At 32.3% G+C, this 21,823-nt stretch carries 17 protein-coding genes; all 17 read right to left on the bottom strand.

Translation table 11 applies throughout. The features are described from left to right. Positions 1–14: 14 nt before the first annotated feature. Entirely contained in the window at positions 15–1,337 is a 1,323-nt protein-coding gene (locus tag ACX6CF_RS03120) for a DEAD/DEAH box helicase (protein WP_458783837.1), read from the bottom strand. Positions 1,338–2,047: 710 nt separating this feature from the next. After that, positions 2,048–3,211: a methionine adenosyltransferase gene (gene metK, locus ACX6CF_RS03115; RefSeq protein WP_458783836.1), complete on the bottom strand. Its 1,164-nt coding sequence runs from the start codon at positions 3,209–3,211 to the stop codon at positions 2,048–2,050. 63 nt (positions 3,212–3,274) lie between these two features. Beyond that, positions 3,275–4,240, bottom strand: coding sequence for a hypothetical protein (locus tag ACX6CF_RS03110; protein ID WP_458783835.1), 966 nt, complete (start codon positions 4,238–4,240; stop codon positions 3,275–3,277). A gap of 3 nt (positions 4,241–4,243) precedes the next feature. Further along, positions 4,244–4,951, bottom strand: a complete 708-nt coding sequence (locus ACX6CF_RS03105) for a thioesterase II family protein (protein WP_458783834.1) — start codon at positions 4,949–4,951, stop codon at positions 4,244–4,246. Beyond that, entirely contained in the window at positions 4,948–5,910 is a 963-nt protein-coding gene (gene sbnA / locus ACX6CF_RS03100) for a 2,3-diaminopropionate biosynthesis protein SbnA (RefSeq protein WP_458783833.1), read from the bottom strand. Before sbnA ends, ACX6CF_RS03105 begins: the two co-directional genes overlap by 4 nt. 3 nt (positions 5,911–5,913) lie before the next feature. Further along, entirely contained in the window at positions 5,914–7,083 is a 1,170-nt protein-coding gene (locus tag ACX6CF_RS03095; RefSeq protein WP_458783832.1) for a hypothetical protein, read from the bottom strand. Between the two features lie 65 nt (positions 7,084–7,148). Further along, entirely contained in the window at positions 7,149–8,135 is a 987-nt protein-coding gene (locus ACX6CF_RS03090; protein WP_458783831.1) for a U32 family peptidase, read from the bottom strand. Positions 8,136–8,337: 202 nt separating this feature from the next. Continuing rightward, entirely contained in the window at positions 8,338–10,206 is a 1,869-nt protein-coding gene (locus tag ACX6CF_RS03085; protein ID WP_458783830.1) for an ABC transporter ATP-binding protein, read from the bottom strand. After that, on the bottom strand, positions 10,199–12,079 hold the full coding sequence (locus tag ACX6CF_RS03080) for an ABC transporter ATP-binding protein (protein ID WP_458783829.1): 1,881 nt from the start codon (positions 12,077–12,079) through the stop codon (positions 10,199–10,201). The genes ACX6CF_RS03085 and ACX6CF_RS03080 overlap by 8 nt, the downstream gene beginning before the upstream one ends. 39 nt (positions 12,080–12,118) lie before the next feature. Continuing rightward, entirely contained in the window at positions 12,119–13,048 is a 930-nt protein-coding gene (locus ACX6CF_RS03075) for a C39 family peptidase (RefSeq protein WP_458783828.1), read from the bottom strand. Positions 13,049–13,090: 42 nt separating this feature from the next. Then, positions 13,091–14,338, bottom strand: a complete 1,248-nt coding sequence (locus ACX6CF_RS03070) for a coproporphyrinogen-III oxidase family protein (RefSeq protein ID WP_458783827.1) — start codon at positions 14,336–14,338, stop codon at positions 13,091–13,093. An 88-nt stretch (positions 14,339–14,426) separates the two neighbouring features. Continuing rightward, on the bottom strand, positions 14,427–16,100 hold the full coding sequence (locus ACX6CF_RS03065; protein ID WP_458783826.1) for a B12-binding domain-containing radical SAM protein: 1,674 nt from the start codon (positions 16,098–16,100) through the stop codon (positions 14,427–14,429). A gap of 4 nt (positions 16,101–16,104) precedes the next feature. Further along, a complete protein-coding gene (locus tag ACX6CF_RS03060) occupies positions 16,105–16,371 on the bottom strand; it encodes an acyl carrier protein (protein WP_458783825.1) in 267 nt (88 codons plus the stop codon). A 39-nt stretch (positions 16,372–16,410) separates the two neighbouring features. Then, positions 16,411–17,217, bottom strand: coding sequence for a class I SAM-dependent methyltransferase (locus ACX6CF_RS03055; RefSeq protein WP_458783824.1), 807 nt, complete (start codon positions 17,215–17,217; stop codon positions 16,411–16,413). 27 nt (positions 17,218–17,244) lie between these two features. Then, positions 17,245–18,267: a class I SAM-dependent methyltransferase gene (locus ACX6CF_RS03050; protein WP_458783823.1), complete on the bottom strand. Its 1,023-nt coding sequence runs from the start codon at positions 18,265–18,267 to the stop codon at positions 17,245–17,247. A gap of 35 nt (positions 18,268–18,302) precedes the next feature. Next, positions 18,303–20,057: a non-ribosomal peptide synthetase gene (locus ACX6CF_RS03045; RefSeq protein WP_458783822.1), complete on the bottom strand. Its 1,755-nt coding sequence runs from the start codon at positions 20,055–20,057 to the stop codon at positions 18,303–18,305. Positions 20,058–20,192: 135 nt separating this feature from the next. Then, positions 20,193–21,803 (bottom strand): amino acid adenylation domain-containing protein, encoded by a 1,611-nt coding sequence (locus ACX6CF_RS03040; RefSeq protein WP_458783821.1) that lies wholly within the window; start codon positions 21,801–21,803, stop codon positions 20,193–20,195. Positions 21,804–21,823: the final 20 nt, after the last annotated feature.

Raw genomic sequence — 21,823 nt, 5'->3', positions numbered from 1 at the left:
CTCAGTACCTTTTATCATTTCTTTTTACTCACGACTCTTTTCTTTCGTTTATTAAAATTATTGTTTTTGTTTTGTTCATTAGTTTTTCTAGAATTCTTTTTATTATAATTCGGTTTTTTACTGCTTCTTTTTTTATTATTATTTGTATTTAATTGAGGTTTTTCTCTATATTTCTCTCTATTTTGCTGTATCGCAATATTAATTAATACATATGGATGACTTTTTACAACCTCTATAGTTCTATTTTGGAGTTTTTCAATATCTTTCAAAAAAGCTGTCTCCTGATTGCTACAAAATGATATTGCCGTTCCACCCATTCCTGCTCTTCCTGTACGTCCAATTCTATGAACATATGTTTCGGGAACATTTGGAATATTCATATTCACTACATGTGACAATTTTTCTATATCAATACCTCTTGCAGCTACATCTGTAGCGACTAAAACTCTTATTTCTTTATTTTTAAAACTCTCCAAAGCTTTTTGTCTTGCAGATTGACTTTTATCACCATGAATAGCTTTAGACCTTATATTTTGTATGTTAATGGCTTTACTAATTTTATCTGCTTTCCTTTTGGTTCTAGCAAAAACCAATACAGATTCAAATGATTTATCCTTCAGCAAATGTACTAGTAGTGATGTTTTATCCGGCTCATCAACAAAATATACTTGCTGCTTAATCTTTTTTGTATTTGAAGACTTGCTTTTAACTTCTATTTTAACTGGATTTCTTAAAATTGAATTAACAAGTTTTGATACCTCATTTGGTATTGTCGCCGAAAATAATAAATTTTGTCTCACTTTTGGCAAAAAGGATATTATTTTTTTAACATCCTGTTTCATTCCTATATCTAGTATTCTATCCACTTCATCAAGTACAAACATTTCAACATTACTTAAATCAATATATCCTTGTCCAATCAGGTCAAGAAGTCGTCCAGGTGTTGCGACCAATATATTGGGCTCTCTTTTCAATTCCTTGATATGGCGTTTTGGAGTTACTCCCCCAAAAATCACACCTGTTTGAATATCTAGATTCTGTCCATAAATCTTAAAACTTTCACCAATCTGAATAGCTAATTCCCTAGTAGGTGCTAATATCAAAGCTTTAATTTGATTATACTTTTCATGATTGATACTATCTTCTGAAAGCTTTTGTAATATAGGAATTGCAAATGCAGCTGTTTTACCAGTTCCTGTTTCAGCACACCCCAGTAAATCTTTTCCTCTTAATATTGATGGAATAGCTTTTTCTTGTATTGGTGTTGGTTTTTTATATTTTTGTTCCTCTATAGCTTTTATAATAGATACATTTAAGTTAAACTCTTGAAATAACATTTGCTGTCCCCTTTTATATTAATTAATTAGATTAAATAATTTTTAATTTTAGTTTCATAGTGTATCGTTACCGTTATAGGAATTACACAATATCATCTTTAATACCATGTATTCCATTAAGCTTTTGCACACTACATCTTTCCTCTAATTGTAAACCTGTATTAAAATAAAAATTACTTAATAAGTATTTCCTAATTGCTCTTGTTCCTCTTTTAGTTTCTTGATTTGTGATGTTGCTTCGTTATATTTCTCTTCATAAGTTTATCTATTAATTATACCATGTATCTTTAATTCTACAAGCTACTTAATTTATTTTCCAACTTACATATATCTTCATTAATTTTTATACAAGGATGTTACGGAAAAAAAGATGAATCATGCATTGATTCAGTGTTATTTATTAAGAAATGAAATAGAACATGTATGCATACTATTTTTGAAGGATAAAAAAAACTATAGATATTAAAATTAAATAGAATTGAGGAAATTGAAGGAATTGATATTAATAAAGAAAGAATTAGACTTTCACCCATTAGATTGTGCCCATGCTGGGCGCATCATAAAAAAACCACCCCAGCTTCATAGCTAGGATGGAAATTTTTACACACTATATCTGACACTACCGAATCTTTTGTTTTAGTAAATATCTGCAACACTCTTGATATCTTATATTGTAAATAGTTTTTTATGGTATAAATAGTATGATTAATTTATTTGAAATACTCTTTTAGAATTGGTACTTTATCAGTTTGTTCCCAACTAAGTTCTTTGGTATTTTCACCAAAATGTCCATAACACGCAGTTTGTAAATATACTGCTTTTCTTAACCCCAATGACTCAATTATAGCATACGGACGCAAATCAAAATTACTATAAATTGCATTTATTAGTCTTTCATCCAACACTTTTCCAGTTCCAAAAGTCTCTACTCCTATTGATACAGGTTCTGCTATTCCAATTGCATAAGATAATTGTACCTCACATATATCAGCTAATCCTGCTGCAACAATATTTTTCGCAACATATCGCGCTGCATATGCTGCTGATCTATCAACCTTTGTATAATCTTTTCCTGAAAAAGCTCCGCCTCCATGTCTTCCATATCCACCATATGTATCTACAATTATTTTCCTTCCAGTCAGACCACTATCAGCTTTTGGTCCTCCAATGGCAAAGCGACCTGTAGGATTGATATAAAATGTGGTATCTGAATCTATTAAGTCTTGATTAACATTTGGTAAAATCAAATATTTCTTTATATCTTCCCTAACCCTAGCAATATTAATAAAATCATCATGTTGAACAGATACTACAATGGAGTCGATTCGTTTAACTAACCCATTAGTATCATACTCAACCGTTACTTGTGTCTTACCATCCGGTCTTAGATAATTTAAAATATTATTCTTTCTTAGTTCTGCTAGTTTCTTGGATAATCTGTGAGACATTTCAATAGCAAAAGGCATTAAATTCTCAGTTTCGTTACATGCATAACCAAACATCATCCCTTGGTCACCTGCTCCTAGACTATATTTATCATTTTTTTGATCTACTCCCATAGCAATATCACCGGATTGCTTGTCTAATATGATTTTTATCTCACAATTCTCTGCATCAAATCCTTTAGACTCATCCGTATACCCAATTTCTCTTAGCGTCTTTCGAACTATATATTCAAAATCTATTTTTGCATTCGTCGTAATTTCTCCCATCACTAAAACAAATCCAGTATTTATTGCTGTTTCACAAGCTATACGACTAAACTTATCTTGACGTAAACATTCATCAAGAATTGCATCTGAAATTTGATCACATACTTTATCTGGATGCCCCTCTGTGACAGATTCTGATGTAAATAATGTTCTTTGTCTCATGTTTCTACCTCCTAGTATTATATTGTAGTCAATAAGACTACTACGTTCATGCATTTTACTCTCTTATAAAATCTTTCCTATATTATTTTCTATTGCAAAATCATAATAATATGATGCGATAGCAATATCAAAGACAGCCATTCCCATTGGATTAAATAAAATTGGAATATCCTGAGAAAAGTTTTTCATTCCCTCTTCACATACAATTTCCTTGATAGATATAGAAGAGTCTTGATTTAGTCCACACTCTTTATGAAACATTTCTATATCTGTATTTTCTCGGCAAACTTCTTCCCAGTCATCAACTATAATAGATTCTTTGATAAATGGGAATATTTCTTTTTTATAATCTCTTAAGGATACATTCAGAAGTAAACTACCTTCTCTCGGTTTAATATCAATATACCTATCCTTGGATGCCGTACAAGTAATGAATATGTTTGAATTCAAGTAAACTTCTTGCCAGTTATCAGCAACCACAATTTTTTTCATATCTTTGGCCGGTAGATTTATGTTATCTACTCCTTTTAAATCATATATGTATATCTTTGATATGGAATCTCCCAACAAATTCATACACATATCCAGATGATGTTGTCCAATTGGTCCCCAGCCAATGATTCCTATTGTAATATTTTTTAGCTCTCTATATTTCTTATAATATTTGATTATTAATCCACTTACGCTTGCAGTCCTTATAATGCTAAGCATTGCAGTATTAATGATACTGATGGGGACCCCTGAATCTGCCTCATTAAGTATTGTGACACTATGAGCTCTTGGAATACCCTTATGGATATTATCCGGAAAGCTTGCAATCCATTTTATACCTGCTCTATCAATTTTACCTCCGACATATGCAGGCATAGCAATAATTCTGTTTTGAAGTTCCTTATATCTTAAATACGGCTTTATAGGTTGTACTGTTTCATTCCAATACAGACATTTTACAGTTTCCTCAATTACTGAAATAGTTCTATCCCAATCTATCCCCATTTCTTTCATATTTTCATTGTCCAAATACAACATTATTTATTCACCTCTTGTTTCATATTCTTCCATAATTCGTCTGTTGATATAGGAAGCAAATTTTATCGCATTAGAATCAATATAAAAATGTCCACCATTAAACGCTTCATAAAAACACACATTTGCCAGCCTTTTCCATCCTCGCAGCTCTTCATAAGATAAATCTTCATTACCATACATAACAGATATATTACATTTGATCTTAGAATCCTTGTTTGAAATTTTATAATCTTCTAGTATTCTATAATCTTCTTTTAATAATGGCGTGAATATTTTCTTGAATTTATCAATATTAAGCATTTCATCTGAAAGTCCACCAAATTTTTTTATCTCGTTTAAAAACAAATCATCTTCAAGCATACAAATTTTTTCGTTTTCTTGCCTCGTATGGGGTGGTTTGCTACCTGAAAAAAACATATGAATTGGAAGTTTTAAACCACTGCTTAATATTTTATAGTAAAGCTCATAAATTATAGTTGCTCCCATACTGTGACCCACTAGAACATAATCATCATCGCGAACATTTTTTTTAAAAATTCCAAAAATATCATTGACTGCATCTATAAAACCAGAGTATAGTTCTTCATTATAGCGTGAACCTCGTCCAGATAATTCAAGTGATATTGGTTCTATAAACCTTTTTAATCCACCTGACCATTTATACATTGAGTTTGCAGTACCTCCAGCATGTGGTAAATAAAATAGCTTCATACTCTTTCTCCTTTAATCATCTTAGGAAACTTCTCCATACACCATTCTTTATTATAGACAGTAGTACCATATCTATCTCCTCTATCAGCAAAAATAGCAACAACATTTACGTTTGTTAATTTTCTATCTCTGAAATAATTATGTATAGCGACCATAACAGATCCAGATGAACCTCCTGCGAATATTTGATGATTTTCCAATAAATAATTGCACATATCTATAGTCTCTTCCTCTGTTACTTGTATAACATCATCAATTCTTGCTTTTCTCAAGTTTTCCGGTTGCATACTTGAACCGATTCCAGGGATGTACCTTTTTTTTGATTTGCCTCCAAATATTACAGAACCAACAATATCAACAGCGATAACTCTTGCTTTGGGAAATTTTCCCTTGATTCTTTGTGAAACACCAGTTATTGTGCCACAAGAACTTACTCCTATGAAAATATAATCTATAGGATTAATTTCATTACATAGTTCATTACCGAGTGTCATATAATAAGCTTCAGCATTATAGGGATTACCATATTGATTGATCCAATATGTATTCTCATGCTGTGCTTGTAACCGTTTTACTTTTTTTATCCTTTCAATTAAGTAACCACCATTCTCATCATGCTCTTTTACTATAAATACTTCTGTACTTAGTTTTCTAATTAACATCTCGTTTATATATGTTATATTGGGATCTATAACACAATAAAATTTTAGCCCTAGCATCTTGCAATAAGAAGCTAGAGCAATTCCAAAATTTCCAGAAGAAGACTCTATAATTATTGTATCCTTATCTATTTCTCCATTTGAGATTAACTTATTTAAAATAAAACTTGCAGCCCGATCCTTTACTGAACCTGTAGGATTAAAAAACTCCAATTTGATATATATATTTAAGTCATGAAACATTTTATCTGATAAATTAATGACAGGAGTATTCCCTACTTGTTCTAAATATTTCTTCATCTCTCAACCCTTTTCCTTAGCGATTTCATATTCAATTTCTTTAATTAGCTGGTTTATTAATATTATGTAATTTATTTTCAGTTTATTAAGAAAAGCCACCGTTCTCAACATTTCGGCTTCATCTCTTTTTACTAATAATTTCATAATCATAAACGTAAATTGTTCCGATTTTTTTACTAACTGTGAAGCACTTTCAAGTAATTCCTTTGATAATGATATACCATATTCATATTTCATGATGCGTATCCGTTCCTTCATCATATAAATATGATGTTCAATAAATTTAATTAATCGCATATTTACCAGATCAAGTCTTTCCGTAAAGTAAAACAGTAATTTGCTTATTATGCAATCAAAAACATCAATACCCATCTTATATTTACTTTCAGAATATAAGGCATGACTAACATTATTTTCTACATAGTTATCACCATTGACAAATTCTTTTAAAAGAAATAATATCTTTTCCAGATTTATTTTGGGTTTACTTTGATCATAGGGTAGCTGAAGATTGCAAACCCTATTATTTGATATATCACAATGCATTTGAACCCCTAATGCCTTCAAAAGATTTATATCTGGTTTTCTTTGATTATAGAATGGCTGAAGATTGTTAATTCCAGTGCATGATATATCATTATCCAGTTTAACCCCTAACATCAAAAAAGTATTATAATTATTATTTTTCTCATAAGTCTCTCTATATGATGTGGTTATTTCACTTTTAGGAACTAATTTTTCCGAGTAATTGCTATAATCGAAATAATCACGGCACACAAAATTGTCATGATCGTCATAGTCATAAATCATTAATGAATGAATAGAATGATATTGATTGAAGGTAACATAATTCCTAATGTAATAGGTTTCAACATTATGTATAATTACGTACCCCATATCTAAATAATGTGTTATCACATCACTTATTTCTGTAGATTTATACTTAAAATTATCGCTTGTAAATTCAAATCCTTTGAATACACCATAGTTTTTATATTTTTGTGATTCAAAATAATCTACCCAATCTGCTTCAATTTTTTCTTCTATATAACATCTAATGAAATTTTCCGCTAATGCAAATTGATAATTCTTTCCTCCTGCCAATATACATGATATGTACAAATCATTATATGGAATATAAGCTTTAGGCGGAAACGGCATATTTTTATTCATCTCATTTCTCCTTTCATTCTAAACCATTTGACGGATTAATCATTATCAGTACCTATTATAATAGGTTAACCATTCCCATTTGCTTTTGTATCAGTATTTAGATTTTTCAATCGTGCCATACTATACATTTCCTTACATTTTTTACAGTTATGACACTTACATGTGCACTTGGATTTATTGTAAAATAATTGATCCAAACATTTATTATCAATAAAATATTTCTTAGCCATCGTAATGTCAAAAAGCTCAATATAGTTTCCATCATACTGTTCTGCCTCATAAGCACAGACCACATTAGCTAATGCCTCAATAGGTACTTGACGTCCGACTATTTTAAAATCATTTGTAATCTGCTCATAGTGATGCAAATCTTCAGGTCGTATAACGGAATTGGTAAGTAACAAGTGTGGGTTGTTCCAATATACTTTTTTACATTTAAGATGGTAATCAAACGCATTTGATGAATGCGCATAATGATTATGATGAAATCTTCTCCACGGGCAATCTCCCAAGCAATGTTCATTAACCATCAATCGTATTTTTGCTCTCTTCAAAGCTTTTTTTATATCTATTAGTAAATCAATATTATAGTTACAATTCATTGATGGAACCAGTACATCTGCTCCAAGATTCTCATAATAAATGGCAGAGCGGCATGATTGGATTTCACAAATTGTAGATGCAGTAAGCTGCATATTAGTATTAGCTTTTACCTCACTCATGATAAATGGATGACTTGCAATAATACCACTCACCCCAATTTTTTCCAGATCTTTAAGATAATCTCTTATCTTTTTCCAATATATATGATTTGTAGTATTCTCAATTCCACAAGGTGAGTTAAGTGCAATCTCAAAGGTTACCTTTTTTTTAGATGCTATATTCACCAAATCTTCAATTTCATTAAGACTGCTACAATATTGGGGACGGCCACCAGCTATCATATTTTTCAAACCACCTGTATAAACGGAATCAATTTGATTCCCTACTCCTAATAATCGTTCCAAATCTTGTTTATTTCCACTAAATCCTATATTAAAAACAGGTTTCATATTTTTTTATCCTTTACTATATTTTATATTTGTTGTTGTTTCTTTAATCAAAACACATAATTTTAAAAGAGTTTACCATCCAAATGGACAGTAAACCCTTTTAATTATCTTGTCTATCTCTTCTATATGTTCTATGAACACATTATCCAGTTATTACATTAAACTACCTATATCGGTTTTATTGAATTTATATAGACGCAACTTATGTCGTGTAATATTGTGCTTGTGCGTTCCAGAGTTCATAATATTTTCCTTCTTTATCTGCGACTAAATTATCATGACTACCGTGCTGGATAAGTCGCCCCTCGTGGAATACCACTATGTCATTACAAAAACGACAAGAAGAGAGACGATGGGAAATAAAGACAGCCGTCTTATCTCCTACAATCTCATTCATCTTCTCATAGACCTCAGACTCAGCAATGGGGTCTAGAGAAGCAGTTGGTTCATCCATGATAACAAAAGGTGCATCTTTATACAACGCTCGGGCTAAAGCGATTTTTTGTGCTTCTCCCTCGGATATGTCCACACCTTCCTTCTCAAAATCTTTGTACATACAGGTATCCAAACCCTTTGGTAGAGTTTGTAATCGTTCGCCAAAACCAGTTTTATTAAGACATTCGTTAGCCCAAACAGCATCATAATCAGCCTCAGCAGCTACATTTTGTCCCAGACTAAAGGATAAAAGCTTAAAATCTTGGAACACAACACTGAATATATCCATGTACTCCCGGTAATCATATTGGCGAATGTCTATTCCATTTAAGTAAATTTCTCCCTCTGTAGGGTCGTATAAACGACAAAGGAGTTTGATAAATGTAGTTTTGCCGGAACCATTTTGCCCTACAACAGCAAGGCGTTGTCCTATATTAAATTTTAGTGACAGGTTTTTCATAACATACTCTTCTGAAGACGGATACTTGAAACTGACATTGCGAAATTCAATCTCATACATACTATTGGATCTTTTTCCTGTGCTTAAGCTCCCCTGACACATGTCATTCGGTGTAGCAAGGAAATCAAAAACTGTTTGCAAAAACGGTGCATTATTACGCAGATTACCGAAGAAGCGAAGTAACCCTGATACGCCACCAGATAGTGCAGTGGTAGCTCCAATGTACTGAGTGACAAAACCCACCCCATATGCCCCACCCCATGCTTTGAGACATACAAAAATGTATATGATAATGGTAAAGACATGACTCACTGCTGTAGATGAGGTGTGAAACAGTCTCATCGGGCGAAGAACCGTTGTTGCTCGGTCTCCATAACTCATTGCCTCATCTAAATATTTTTGTCCCATAATATCCTGACGATATATTCTTGTATCAAGTGCCCGTTGACGCTCCTGTGATGATTTCACAATGAATATTCTATATTTTTCAAACATTGTTATATCACCATAATAATTAGCCCAGTATGCATTTCCTTTATTGATTAACATAGGTACAGCGAACGTGACAGCCAACATAACCGCAATGATAATAATGATAAAAAACGGATTATTTAAAACAGTCAATGTTCCTGCACTCTCAGGGACTTTAAACATAAAAAGTGAACTACTCAACGCAACCGCTCCAATGATTGTGAGCAATGATTCTACCAATAAATCGAAGTCACCCATCAATCCACCCAGCCCCCAAGCCGGCCAACTATCATTTTGTTGTATTTTATCCATCAGATCATGAGTTCTCGAAGTACCCACATCACTAAAGTTCATAGACAATAATTTATCCGTATATAATTTATCACGCTTATACCACAGTGCTTTACGTTCATAGTTTTTCCATCTAGATAAACCCGCATTTAAAAGCGCTAATACTGATGCAGAAATTAACGATAATACTGTCAGCCACTTTAACGTGAAGGCATCTCGTTCACCAGCGATTTCGTTAATAATTCTTGCTGTAAGAATTATTGCTACATAAGGCGTCAATGCTACCGATATTGAACAAAGTGCAGAGGAACATAACATCATAGGGTACTTTTTCCACCACAAGTGGTATCCTCGTAAACTCAGATGCATGACTTTTTTAAAAGGTATTTTATCTTTTTTTTGTTTCTTAGTCACAATTAAGCACCTCCTTGTCAGTGGTCTCCATGACTTGGTCCTCATTTTCCCGATAATAACGACTTTGAACCTCGAATAGCTCGAAATATTTCCCACCCTGTCGGATGAGATTGTCGTGAGTACCTTCCTCTAGAATAGTTTTGTCACCAATTAAAATTATTCGATCGCAAAAACGTGTTGAAGCTAGACGGTGAGAGATATACACTGAGGTCCGATTGCCAGTGATTTCATGATATTTATTGTATATCTCACTTTCTGCAATTGGGTCAAGAGCAGCGGTAGGTTCGTCAAGGATAATTATCGGTGCACTCTTATACAACGCACGGGCTAACAATAAACGTTGAGTTTCCCCTCCTGACAATTCAATCCCGTCATCAAAAATATCTTTACTCAAATTTGTTTTATATTTTTGGGGTAGCTTCTCAATATTTTGGGTCAATCCTGCTTTTTCTACACAGTCACGAATCTTTTCCATATCAAAAGAATTATTGGCTTGAGAAATATTTTCAGCTATTGATATTGGAAGAAGAGAAGTCTCTTGAAAAACTGCAGAAAAATGTCGGTAATAATCACGTCGGTTGTACTTTTTTATGTTTACTCCATTTAATAATACCTCACCTTCTGTAGGATCGTAGAAACCACAGATTAGCTTAACAAGTGTTGACTTACCCGCACCGTTTAGTCCCACAACAGCCAATTTTTCTCCGGGTTTTATGGTGAGATTAATGTTCTTTAAGGTGTCCTGTTTTGCTCCTTTATATCTAAATGATACATTCTTTAACTTAATTTGATAAGTTACAAATGGGTCCGGCTCCAACGACTCACCACCCTCAAAAACAAACGGTTCATCGTATTCAAGAAATTCCCGCAAAGTAGAGATCTCAAGGCTATCTTTATTCAGATCTATCACACATGAGAGGATTCCACTCACCCATATGGTAATTCCTCCCACAGCAGTAAATAGGAGCAAAAATTGGGAAGCAGATAATCCATCATACAATACTAATCCAATGAGATAGATATACGCTACACCATTACGAGCAAAGGACAGTACAACATCGACCACATTCCCCCAAATATAAACCCGATTCTCCCTGGCGAGGAATGATTGATATACCTTAAGCGTACTACTGTATATGTCCTCCAACCAACGACCCATGTTAAACAAACGGATATCTTTGGCAATACTGCCTTTTCTAGCTTTATTGGATATGTAATTCATTCGTTGTGAATACTCTGCTTCCTCGTCCCGGTGTTCATAACTCCATTTGTATATACGTTTATTCACAAAAAAACCAGTGACAGTGGTAACCAATATGACAATAATAATCCATAATTCAATGTAAGAAAACATAACCAAATAAATAATAAAACCCGCAATATTTTTAAATAAATTTGATAATTTGACCCAAAAAGCCAGTGTTGTGGAGTCATTTCCAATATTGTACATATTTGCTCTATCCAGTTTTCGAAGCACATCCTGATCCTCTGTAAGAGGATACGATGCCTTGACTATTTTTTGCGTTATATGCGAAGCTATTATTATTCTGAACGAATTATGTTCAAAGGGAATTATCGTAGCAAAAAAAGAATGAACTGTATCTACTAACAGCAGCGCTCCTGCAAATAGCAAAATAGTTTTGATGAGTTGTCCAAGAGGAACAACTGCTTCCACCTCTGATAGAATGACTGGTGTAATCAGAAGTTTAAGTAGGCTAAGCCCCACTGATAAGGAGGCGGTTAACACACAGAGTATTAACACCCATTTACGTTCTGTCCATGCCAATCTGACCATGAAAATAATGTTTTTGAACACATTATACTTGGGTTTCACCGAATTATTTTGACATTTTAAATTTGTGACATTATCCATATTGATTTCCTTTCTTATTAGTCTTTTGATTTTCTTATTTTAATTTTCTATCACATAATCTTTAATTTCTGAAAGTATCTTTTTTTCAATTTCAATAATATCGGAAATATATGTTTGAATTTTTACTTTTGTTTTTTCCAGACGCCTTGGTTCATAAAAAAGTCTTACCACCATATGCTGAACTTTCAGCCATACATCGCTGACATCGTATAACATCATGTATATTTGGTTAATCCTTTCATCTTCACACGCCTGTTTTTTATATAAGTCCTCCAATAAATAAGCTAGTTGGAATCTGTAATCAGCAATAGCTTTTAAACCATTGGTTATCGTACATAAATATATATCTTGAGGGATGTCATATAATTCCATAGCTGTTTCAGTCATACAGATATCATTTTTAAAAATGTCAATCATTTTAATTCCTTCATGGATAACAACCTCATTAGATGCTATATTCCCGAGCAGATTATCTATATCTATGTTCTTCACAATCTTGGTTTCTGCATAATAATAAAACTCACCATACTCAAATACAGACTCAGGTATTAAAAACTGTTCATACCCTTTTATAAAAGGATCCGTACACCAAATTCCCTCGTCACTATAACCTGTAAGTGCACAGGCATGCCATATTGAAGCCTGTAAGTATCCTCTATGCCAAGGACAATCAATACAATCTATGGTCATTACCACAGTTTTGTATGTATCAATATACTCCTTTAATGTTTGTAAATTCACATCTTCTTTAGCTATTTTCTTGCGACTTACTTCTAAATACTTAGAATTTATCTTTTTCATATATTCGTTAAAAGAGTAAACCGCCAAATCTTTATTGATAGGATTATAATCAAAACGCCAAGCGTTTACAAACATAGTTGAAAAGTCCATATTCATTGAAGTGTATACTAATTCCATCGTCATTAAAAAACAGTCCATATGTGAATAAATTCCACTATTTCTATCCATTATATCACACCCTTTTTTAAAAAGTAAATATATTTGGTTTATTCACACACAATTAGTCTTCATCTGATCAAAAATCATTTTCTCAATTACTGACAAATTAAAATTTCCGTGTGTTGTCAATAAAATTTCCTGCTCATTTTCCTGAATATACCCATTTTTCTTAAGAAAATGAAATATTACGTAGAAAGAATTATATATATGTTGACCATAGCGATTAATATAATAACTTTTACTTATTTTCCCACTTCTTAAAGAATAGACTATCTCACGTGCAATCATATCCGTCATATTTAGTGTTTTATTAGCCTCTACACAGCTTATACCTGCTTTTTGATTTTGAATATATTCATTTATATTGGATGTATTGGCAAAAATCTGTTTCTGAAAATAACTATTGGCACCCGCACCAAAACCAATCCATTCGCCACCGTCTATTTGCAGTCTGCTATAAAGATGGTTGATATGCCCTGTCCCATTAAAATGGTAGAGAGAGTACCGTTCAAATCCTTTAGATATCAATAGGTTTGTAGCACCTTCAAAAGCTTTCATCTGATTTGCTAAAGATGGCATTTTACCGTGAATAGTATTGTAATTATTGTATAACACGGTTTTCGCTTCCATACGAAGCGAATATAAGGCAAAATAATTGACACCCAATTCCAGTGCCATATTAATATCCTTGATTGTTGTTTTTTGATCTGATAGTGGCAAATTACAGATGAGATCAATGCCTACTGTATGTAAATTCAACTTTTTGATGTCTTTAAAAAATAATTTTATCTGTTCAATATTTGTGTTTCGATTTATATCTTGTAGTATTTTGCTATCAAATGTTTGTATACCTATGTTTAAGGATAATTTTGAATATTCGGTAATCAGTTCCACCAATTCCATCTTTATTGACATGGGACTAGCTTCAAATACAATCTCTTTTTCTTTTAAATTAGGTACACATTTTTTTAATACACATAATATTTTTTTCAAATGATGTTTACTGATTATAGAAGGAGTACCACCACCAAAATGAATACATTTGACATTCATTTTCTGCAGTAAATCCATGTGGTTTTCTATTTCACTTACAAGAGAGTCTACGTACCTGTCAATTAATTCTGGTGTGTAGGATTGACAGGTTTTTATTGAACAGAAATAACATTTTTTTTCGCAAAAAGGTATATGTATGTAAATCGAAATGTCAGAATCAAATGATACCATGTTAAAACCGTTAGAAACATCTAGATCAATTTTGGGTTGAAAATAAACTGTATTATCATTAACTTTATCTTTCATAGTAATCTACCTGATTTCATATTTATCATTCCCTTTCGTTTTTCTAAAGGCACAAATAAGATATGAAAAATATTGTGTACCTTCATTTTTATTCATTATTTTGATTTACAGTAATATTGTCTCTATACACATCCACAACATCCGTACCCTTATGGATAAGCTCATGCATAATTGGTACAGATGCAGGATGGAGCTTTTTCCATCTTTTGTCTGCATGATATATATCCATTAAAGAATACGGGTTAGGTATATTATATTCATCGCAGCATTCTTTAAATAATTGTAAACGTTTGTATATATCTTCACGATACGGCTCCCTGTTTAATTTATAATAAGAACACATCAATATATCATTGTATTCTTCTGGATAAATACTTTGGTAACCATATTTCTCTTCCCAGCTCTCTGAATCAACTTGTCCTTTTGGGTAAAAATAAAATGGATGAGGATCAACCTCATAAAGATCATCTTTTAACTCTTTGATAAGCTCCAAAGTTTGCTTAAAATCATCGTCCGTTTCTCCTGGAAATCCGATTACCCAAAATGTAGAAATTTTAACTCCCGCTACCGCTAAGTTTTTAATATTAGATTTTATTTTTTCTACAGTTATCCGCTTATCCATCAGATTCAGTACATTTTGTGAACCGCTCTCTATCCCCAGCCTTACCCGGTAAAGACCTGCTTTTCGCCATTTATTGACCTTATCCATATTATCGTTCATATCACATACTCGAAGATATGTATCCCAATAAAAACGTTCATATAGCGGTATCTGAAGTAAAGCATCCGCAAGTAAGTCAATATTGGGATTTAACAAGGAATCAGCAAGCACAATAATATTTTTTCCGTACTTCTTGCTAATGCTACGCAGCTCGGAAACAACTTTCTCCTCTTTTTTACGACGATACTTACCCCATTGAACCGTTTCGCTACAAAATGCACATTGAAATGGACAGCTTCTTGAAGAGTATGCAACTAATTGAGGGTACGCATTCATATCAAAGTCCGAAAAATCCGGTAAAGGAACATTATCCAAACATACCTTCTCAACAGAACTATCATTTACCATTACTCTAGGTGCATCTTGGAAATTAGAACGAAGTAAGTTCAAGAAAATAATTTCTCCTTCGCCGATTAAAAAATGATCAATATATGGTGTCTTATCAGCAAAATTTTCAAATTCCTCAGAACCCGGACTAAACTGATCCGCAAAAATTCCACCACCCATTACTGTTTTAATGTTAGGAAAATATTTTTTAACTAACTTGAAAGCAAAAATACTAGGTCCAAGTGTTAAGCTATAACAGGATATCCCGTAAACATCAAATTCATTTTCCTCTAGATCTTTCATGAGATATTGGGCAAATATTGTGTAAAATTGTTCAACCAACTCACATAAGCTCTTAACTGCGTCATCACATGCCTTATAAAAAAAATTATTAAGAATCAGCTGCCTAATAACTTCATGATAATCATCCATATTATCTCTATTATTATAAGCAATCAAGTGTGAGGTCAATACATCATATCCAACCATTGCAATATTACCCATCTTATCTGAAGGAGTAAATGATTTTATTAATGAAATATAACGACTGCCATACTCAAATAACGGCGATAGTGCATTGTAATCCTTTGTATGAACCTTATATCCATATTGTTCAAGATAGGATTTCAGACATGCTATACCCAATGGAGGCGTGAGCGGACTCCAGAAGGGCATCATAGACAACCTGATCTGCATTGTTCTATCCTTTTGCATATCATTACCTTCTTTCTTTTTGTAGTACATCATAAGTTTTCTTTATAGTATCAAATTTTGAAAGCAAACTATAATCGTCAGGCACATCAATATCAAATTTACTTTCTATGCCAATAACATAACTGACAAATGTAATTGAATCCATTCCAAGTTTTTCTATAAAACTATCTTCATCGTCAATCTCTACTAATTTGTCTGGAAAGATTTCCGCAAGAACCTCCTTAATACCTTTTATTTCTATCTCCACTGTACTCACCTCAATACTATTCAATATTCTATCCTCTCATTTATTGTAGGCATATCAGAGTAGCTATTTTTTCTCTGCGGTAACAAAAAAGTATCTTCCATAAAAGAAATCTGTATCAATACTGATAACATTAAATCCAGATTGCTCAAGCATTAAAACAAGTTCTCCATAATGTACATATCGATAATCTATATTTATGTCTGGATAAACTTCGCTTCCCTGATACTCATTAAATTCATATTTTAGATGACAACGTTGTTCCCATGGCTCGATTGTGGTGCTTAAAGTAATAACAAATGGAATTTCATTTTTATCTCTAAATCTTTTGTAGGTGACATAACTGTCTGGCTTGTACAAACACTCTGGATGGGACATAGCTATACTTACAGGTTTCGCAATATCGAAATATAGTCTTCCCCCCTTTCTAAGATTTCTATTACAACTCTTTAAACATTCCATTTGCATTTGTTGGTTTTCCAATGCAATAAACATACCATCAGGAATAGCAATCATATCAAAAGGTTCATCTGAAACATACTGAGTACAATCTTGTTTGATGAGGTTAATGTTATCTGATACATATTTCTCTTCACTTTTTAATTTGTCTTGCACAATATCATGCATATATGGTGAAATATCTAAGCTAGTAACTTTATAACCTTTACGTGCTAAAGGTATTGTCAACATACCAGTTGCCGTTGCAAATTCCAAAACACGTCCATCTGTTAATTTTGCTCCATCCATAAATGGTTTATTGATGAGTTCTAAATTTTTACGTTTCCACACACCAAAAGTTGGTAGATAATCATATAAATTAGCTAGATTATACTCATAGTAAATCTTTGGTTCTATTACTTTTTTATTATTCATAAATTTTATTTCCTCCTATCTTACTTTTTAAATTTTTTCAATGACAAAGAATAATGCATTAAATAGTGACTCGTTAGTTGAACTTAGGTACTCTGCTGGCTTTACTTTCTTTATGCGAAAATATTTTTCAGGTATATACATATCGTCTGATATACAATGAGGCATTGCATTATGATAACCTGACGGATCTGTAGAAATATCATTACTTCGGCATTTCATAAACAATAAACCATTTTTTTTAAGTAGTTTATAAATTTGTTCAAAGTAATTCATTCTTTCAGATGGATCAATACTGTGATAACATCCTCTATCAAATATATAATCATATGTATCCTCTAATTTAGTATGTAGAATATTGTCTTCCATAAAATGTATCTTTGGCTCAGTTAATTGTACTTTTGAAAAGGCATAGGGTACTATATCTATTCCAGTTACATCAAAACCTTTTCTATGTAACCAAATTGCCTGTCTGCCAGAACCAGTCCCCACATCAAGAAATTTCCCAGTGTTAATGTGTTCATTTCTCAATTCTTCATCTAAGTCCGGATCAATTTCTAATTGATTCCACATAATTACTTCAGGATTAGCCCCTAGATAAGCCGCATGAAAACTAGTAATAAAATATGGTGTTATGGTAGACTGATGAAGTGTCTTATATATCCTTTTTACAGTTAAAATATCTATATTAAAGGAAATAAAAACTATCTTTCTAATCGTCTCAATCTTCTCTAAGTGACAAATATCTTTTATAATTTGTTCAGTGGCCTCAAGCTTCTTCATGTCACTAATATCATCTAATATGTCTGATTCTATAAACATCAATGCCGTATCCGGTTTTTCATATGTCAATATACTTTTCATATCATTAACAGATTCTGCTAATAGAAAATCATCTGTTCTTATGTTATTTTTATCCTGTGTCTTGTAGTTCCATCCACCTATAATTTTACAATTTAAATCCGAAATTTTTTTTTGAATAATTTTGTGAGAATAATCATTAAAATTACCCAAAATAATGACATCATTTTCTTTTACAATCTGTTCAATCAAATGAATACCCCCTACAGTTCTAAGCTATTTAGAGCTTATTTTAGTACAATTTTCTTCAATTCATTGTAGTTATATATTATTTCCGGTATTAATTTTTCATCATCTATTTCTACACCATAGACATCCTCAATTTCTATAATAAGTTTGATTACATTAATTGAATCATAGCCAATTATTCTCAAATCATTTTTCCAACTATCATCAACTGGCAATTGACTAAGCCCGATTATTTTTAGTATTTTCTTTAGAAATTTTATTTCATCTGGATTATAACCTTCATAAACACCTTCCTCCTCTGATGATTTAAACATCTCATTCAAAGCATTATAATCTGTTTTCCCACTAATTGTTGTTGGAAGTTCATCTATCCTTATAATATGAACTGGAATCATATGTGATGGCATTGATTTTTTCAAGAATTCTTTTAAATCGGAAATATCAATATTACTTTTACTTTTATAACATGCATTTATCTGCTTATTTTCAGAATCAAAAACAACAGCACTTGCATCAACGCCTGAATATTTTAGCATTGTATTTTCAATCTCTTTCACTTCAACTCTTTTTCCATAAAAAGCAATCTGTGTATCCATCCTTCCATGAAAATAATAATTTCCATCGTCATTAAGGGAAACCAAATCGCCTGTTCTATACATTATCTCATGGGTATCAGGATTAATACGGAAACATAATTCTGTCTCTTTTTCGTTACCAACATATCCTCTTCCTACACAAATACCACTAACCATAAGCTCACCAGGTTCATTAATTACACACAAACTTCCATTTGGCTTAACAATAGACATTTTGGCATTGTTGATCGGCTTACCTATTGGTACCTTATCATAGTTAGTGTTTTTATCCATTACGAAGTGCATAATATCATCTGAAGCTTCAGTTGGACCATATGCATTAACAAGCACAACATCTGGCAAAGCATCAAAGCATTGATCAACAAGATTTTTTGTCAATGTCTCACCAGTGGAAACCAAGTACTTTAAGTCGGTAAACTCCTTGGAGTAATTTTTAATTTCATGAATAAGAAGACTTAAATAAGTAGGAACAACTTCTAATACTTGTATATGATTATCATATAAAATATTTCTGAAACTTTTTAGATTTATAAGTGCACTTTCAGGAAATATACTACTAGTTGCACCTACACATAGTGGCGCCAACATTTGCCAAACTGAAACGTCAAAACTAATTGATGCATTATTTGCAACTATACTCTTATCTGACAAATTAAGTATACGTATTTTTTCTGATAAATGATTGTTCATACCACCATGTTCTACCATGGCTCCTTTTGGTAAACCCGTTGATCCTGATGTAAAAAGGACGTATGCTAATAAATGATCATCTATTACATTTTGTATAGGATAATCATCAGCTACATCATTACCGTTTAATAAATCATGAATATCAACACTTAAAATTGAAAGTTCATCCATTGCTGAACTAGTATCTTTAATCACACATTTTGCTTCTGAAATTTCTGCCATAAAATTTGCTCTTTTAACAGGCGTCTTAATGTCAATAGGCAAAAATGCAGCTCCTGCTTTTAATATGCCCAATACTGAAATCACAGCAAAATATGATCTATCCATATAGACAGCAACCATATTTTCTTTTCCGATTAACTTATCCGTTAAATATTTACAAACTTTATTACTCATGACATCAATATCGTGATATGTCAATTGTATTCTATCATCTACTATTGCTACCTTATCTTTATACAGTTTTACATTCTCGCTTATACTTTGAACTACATTATTAATTTTCATATATTCTTATCTTATCCTTTCTCTGTACTCGTGGCACATTTTTTCATTAAAACAAAAGAGGCTACGTCGCGTCTTGCGAAACAAGTTGTTTTTTTAGGTAAAATCACCTCCCTTCTTCCTTGATTTTTTTGCTTGTTAATTAATATCTGCATTAGTACTGCTTAGTTTTTTTCTGTTTATCTTGCCGTTTACCGTATACGGAAGAGTGGGCAAAAAGACATACTTTTTGGGTAACATATATAATGGCAGCTTTGTGCTCAGATATTTTTTGATCGTATCGGGACTGCAATCTTTTTCACATACGATATAAGCGCATATATAATCCAATTCAGACTCATTTATTAAAACAACTGCAGCATCTTTTATACCTTCATAATTGACAATGAAGGTTTCAATCTCCTCAAGCTCTATTCTGTATCCATTCAACTTAATTTGATAATCACTTCTACCAGCAAACATTACCGTTCCATCGTCTTGCAAAATTGCCAGATCATTTGATTTATACATCATACGAGAATTATTACTATATAAATCCATCAGAAAACTTTTATTCGTTAGTTCACTTTGATTGATATACCCATCAGTAACATTAATACCCGATATATAAATCTCACCAATTTCATTTACTGTAGCAGGCGTCATATCTTCTTTCAGTATATAAATATCTGTATTGTCAATAGGACCTCCAATGGGAACCGCATTTTTCAAATCCCTAACGGGATTATACTTATACGACATACAGCCAATAGTTGTCTCAGTAGGACCATATAAATTATAAATTGTTATCTTATCTGAAAATAAGTGACTGATCTTTCTTGCCAAACTCGTCTTTAATATTTCTCCTCCTGCAACCAATACCTTTAATTTACTTTCCTTAAAATTATAATCCTCCATAATTAACAAGAGGGATGGCGTAAGTATGAGAATATCAACAAGGTTTTCATGAATAATTTTACCAAGTGCATATCCACTGTTTGATGAATCGTATATGACAATCCCATTACCCGTTATCAAGGGTACAAATAATGATATAGCAGTCATATCAAAGGCTAAAGAGGCATATAACGCAAACATTAGAGGCTCATTGTATTCTATATCCGATATGTATTGATCTTTTGCCCATAATAAAAAATTTATCAAATTATAATGGGATACCACAACCCCTTTAGGTTTACCCGTTGATCCTGATGTATACATAATATAGGCTAAGTCTGACATACTGACCCTTCGTACAGAAGTATTCATATAGTCTTGTTCAGCTGCAAGAAGATCATCAATCACGACAAATCTATATTTATGTGTAAGTAAATCCGATACCTCTTTCCACTCAGGATCAAGATTTATATTATCTAAGTATCTTTGACTTATTAATATTAGATCTGGATTGCTATCTAATAAAATGTTCATATTTCTAAAAGCACCACCCCTTACATCTAATGGCACATATGCTGATTTTGCTTTTAATACTGCCATGACAGAGGCAATTACCTCAATGGAATTTTCAACAAAAATCCCAACACGATTTCTAGTTTTGGGTACGCCTTCAATAAAATTTGAAATTTTATTAATAGATAAAGAGAGTTGTTTATATGACAACTCTCTCTCATTATGTTTAATCGCAATACCCTCCGGTTTTTCTAGCACTTGATTTTCAAACAAGTCAATTACCGTTTGTTCACTTTCCCTATTCTTTTGTACCCCCCGCAAAATAGCATTTGGGGGAGAATTTTTATATTCTTTGCTCATATAAGACTTCCTCTACTTTC

Source organism: Vallitalea sediminicola (assembly GCF_054408565.1).
The sequence above is the reverse complement of the archived record's forward strand: the minus strand, read 5'-3'. Positions and strand labels throughout refer to the sequence as shown.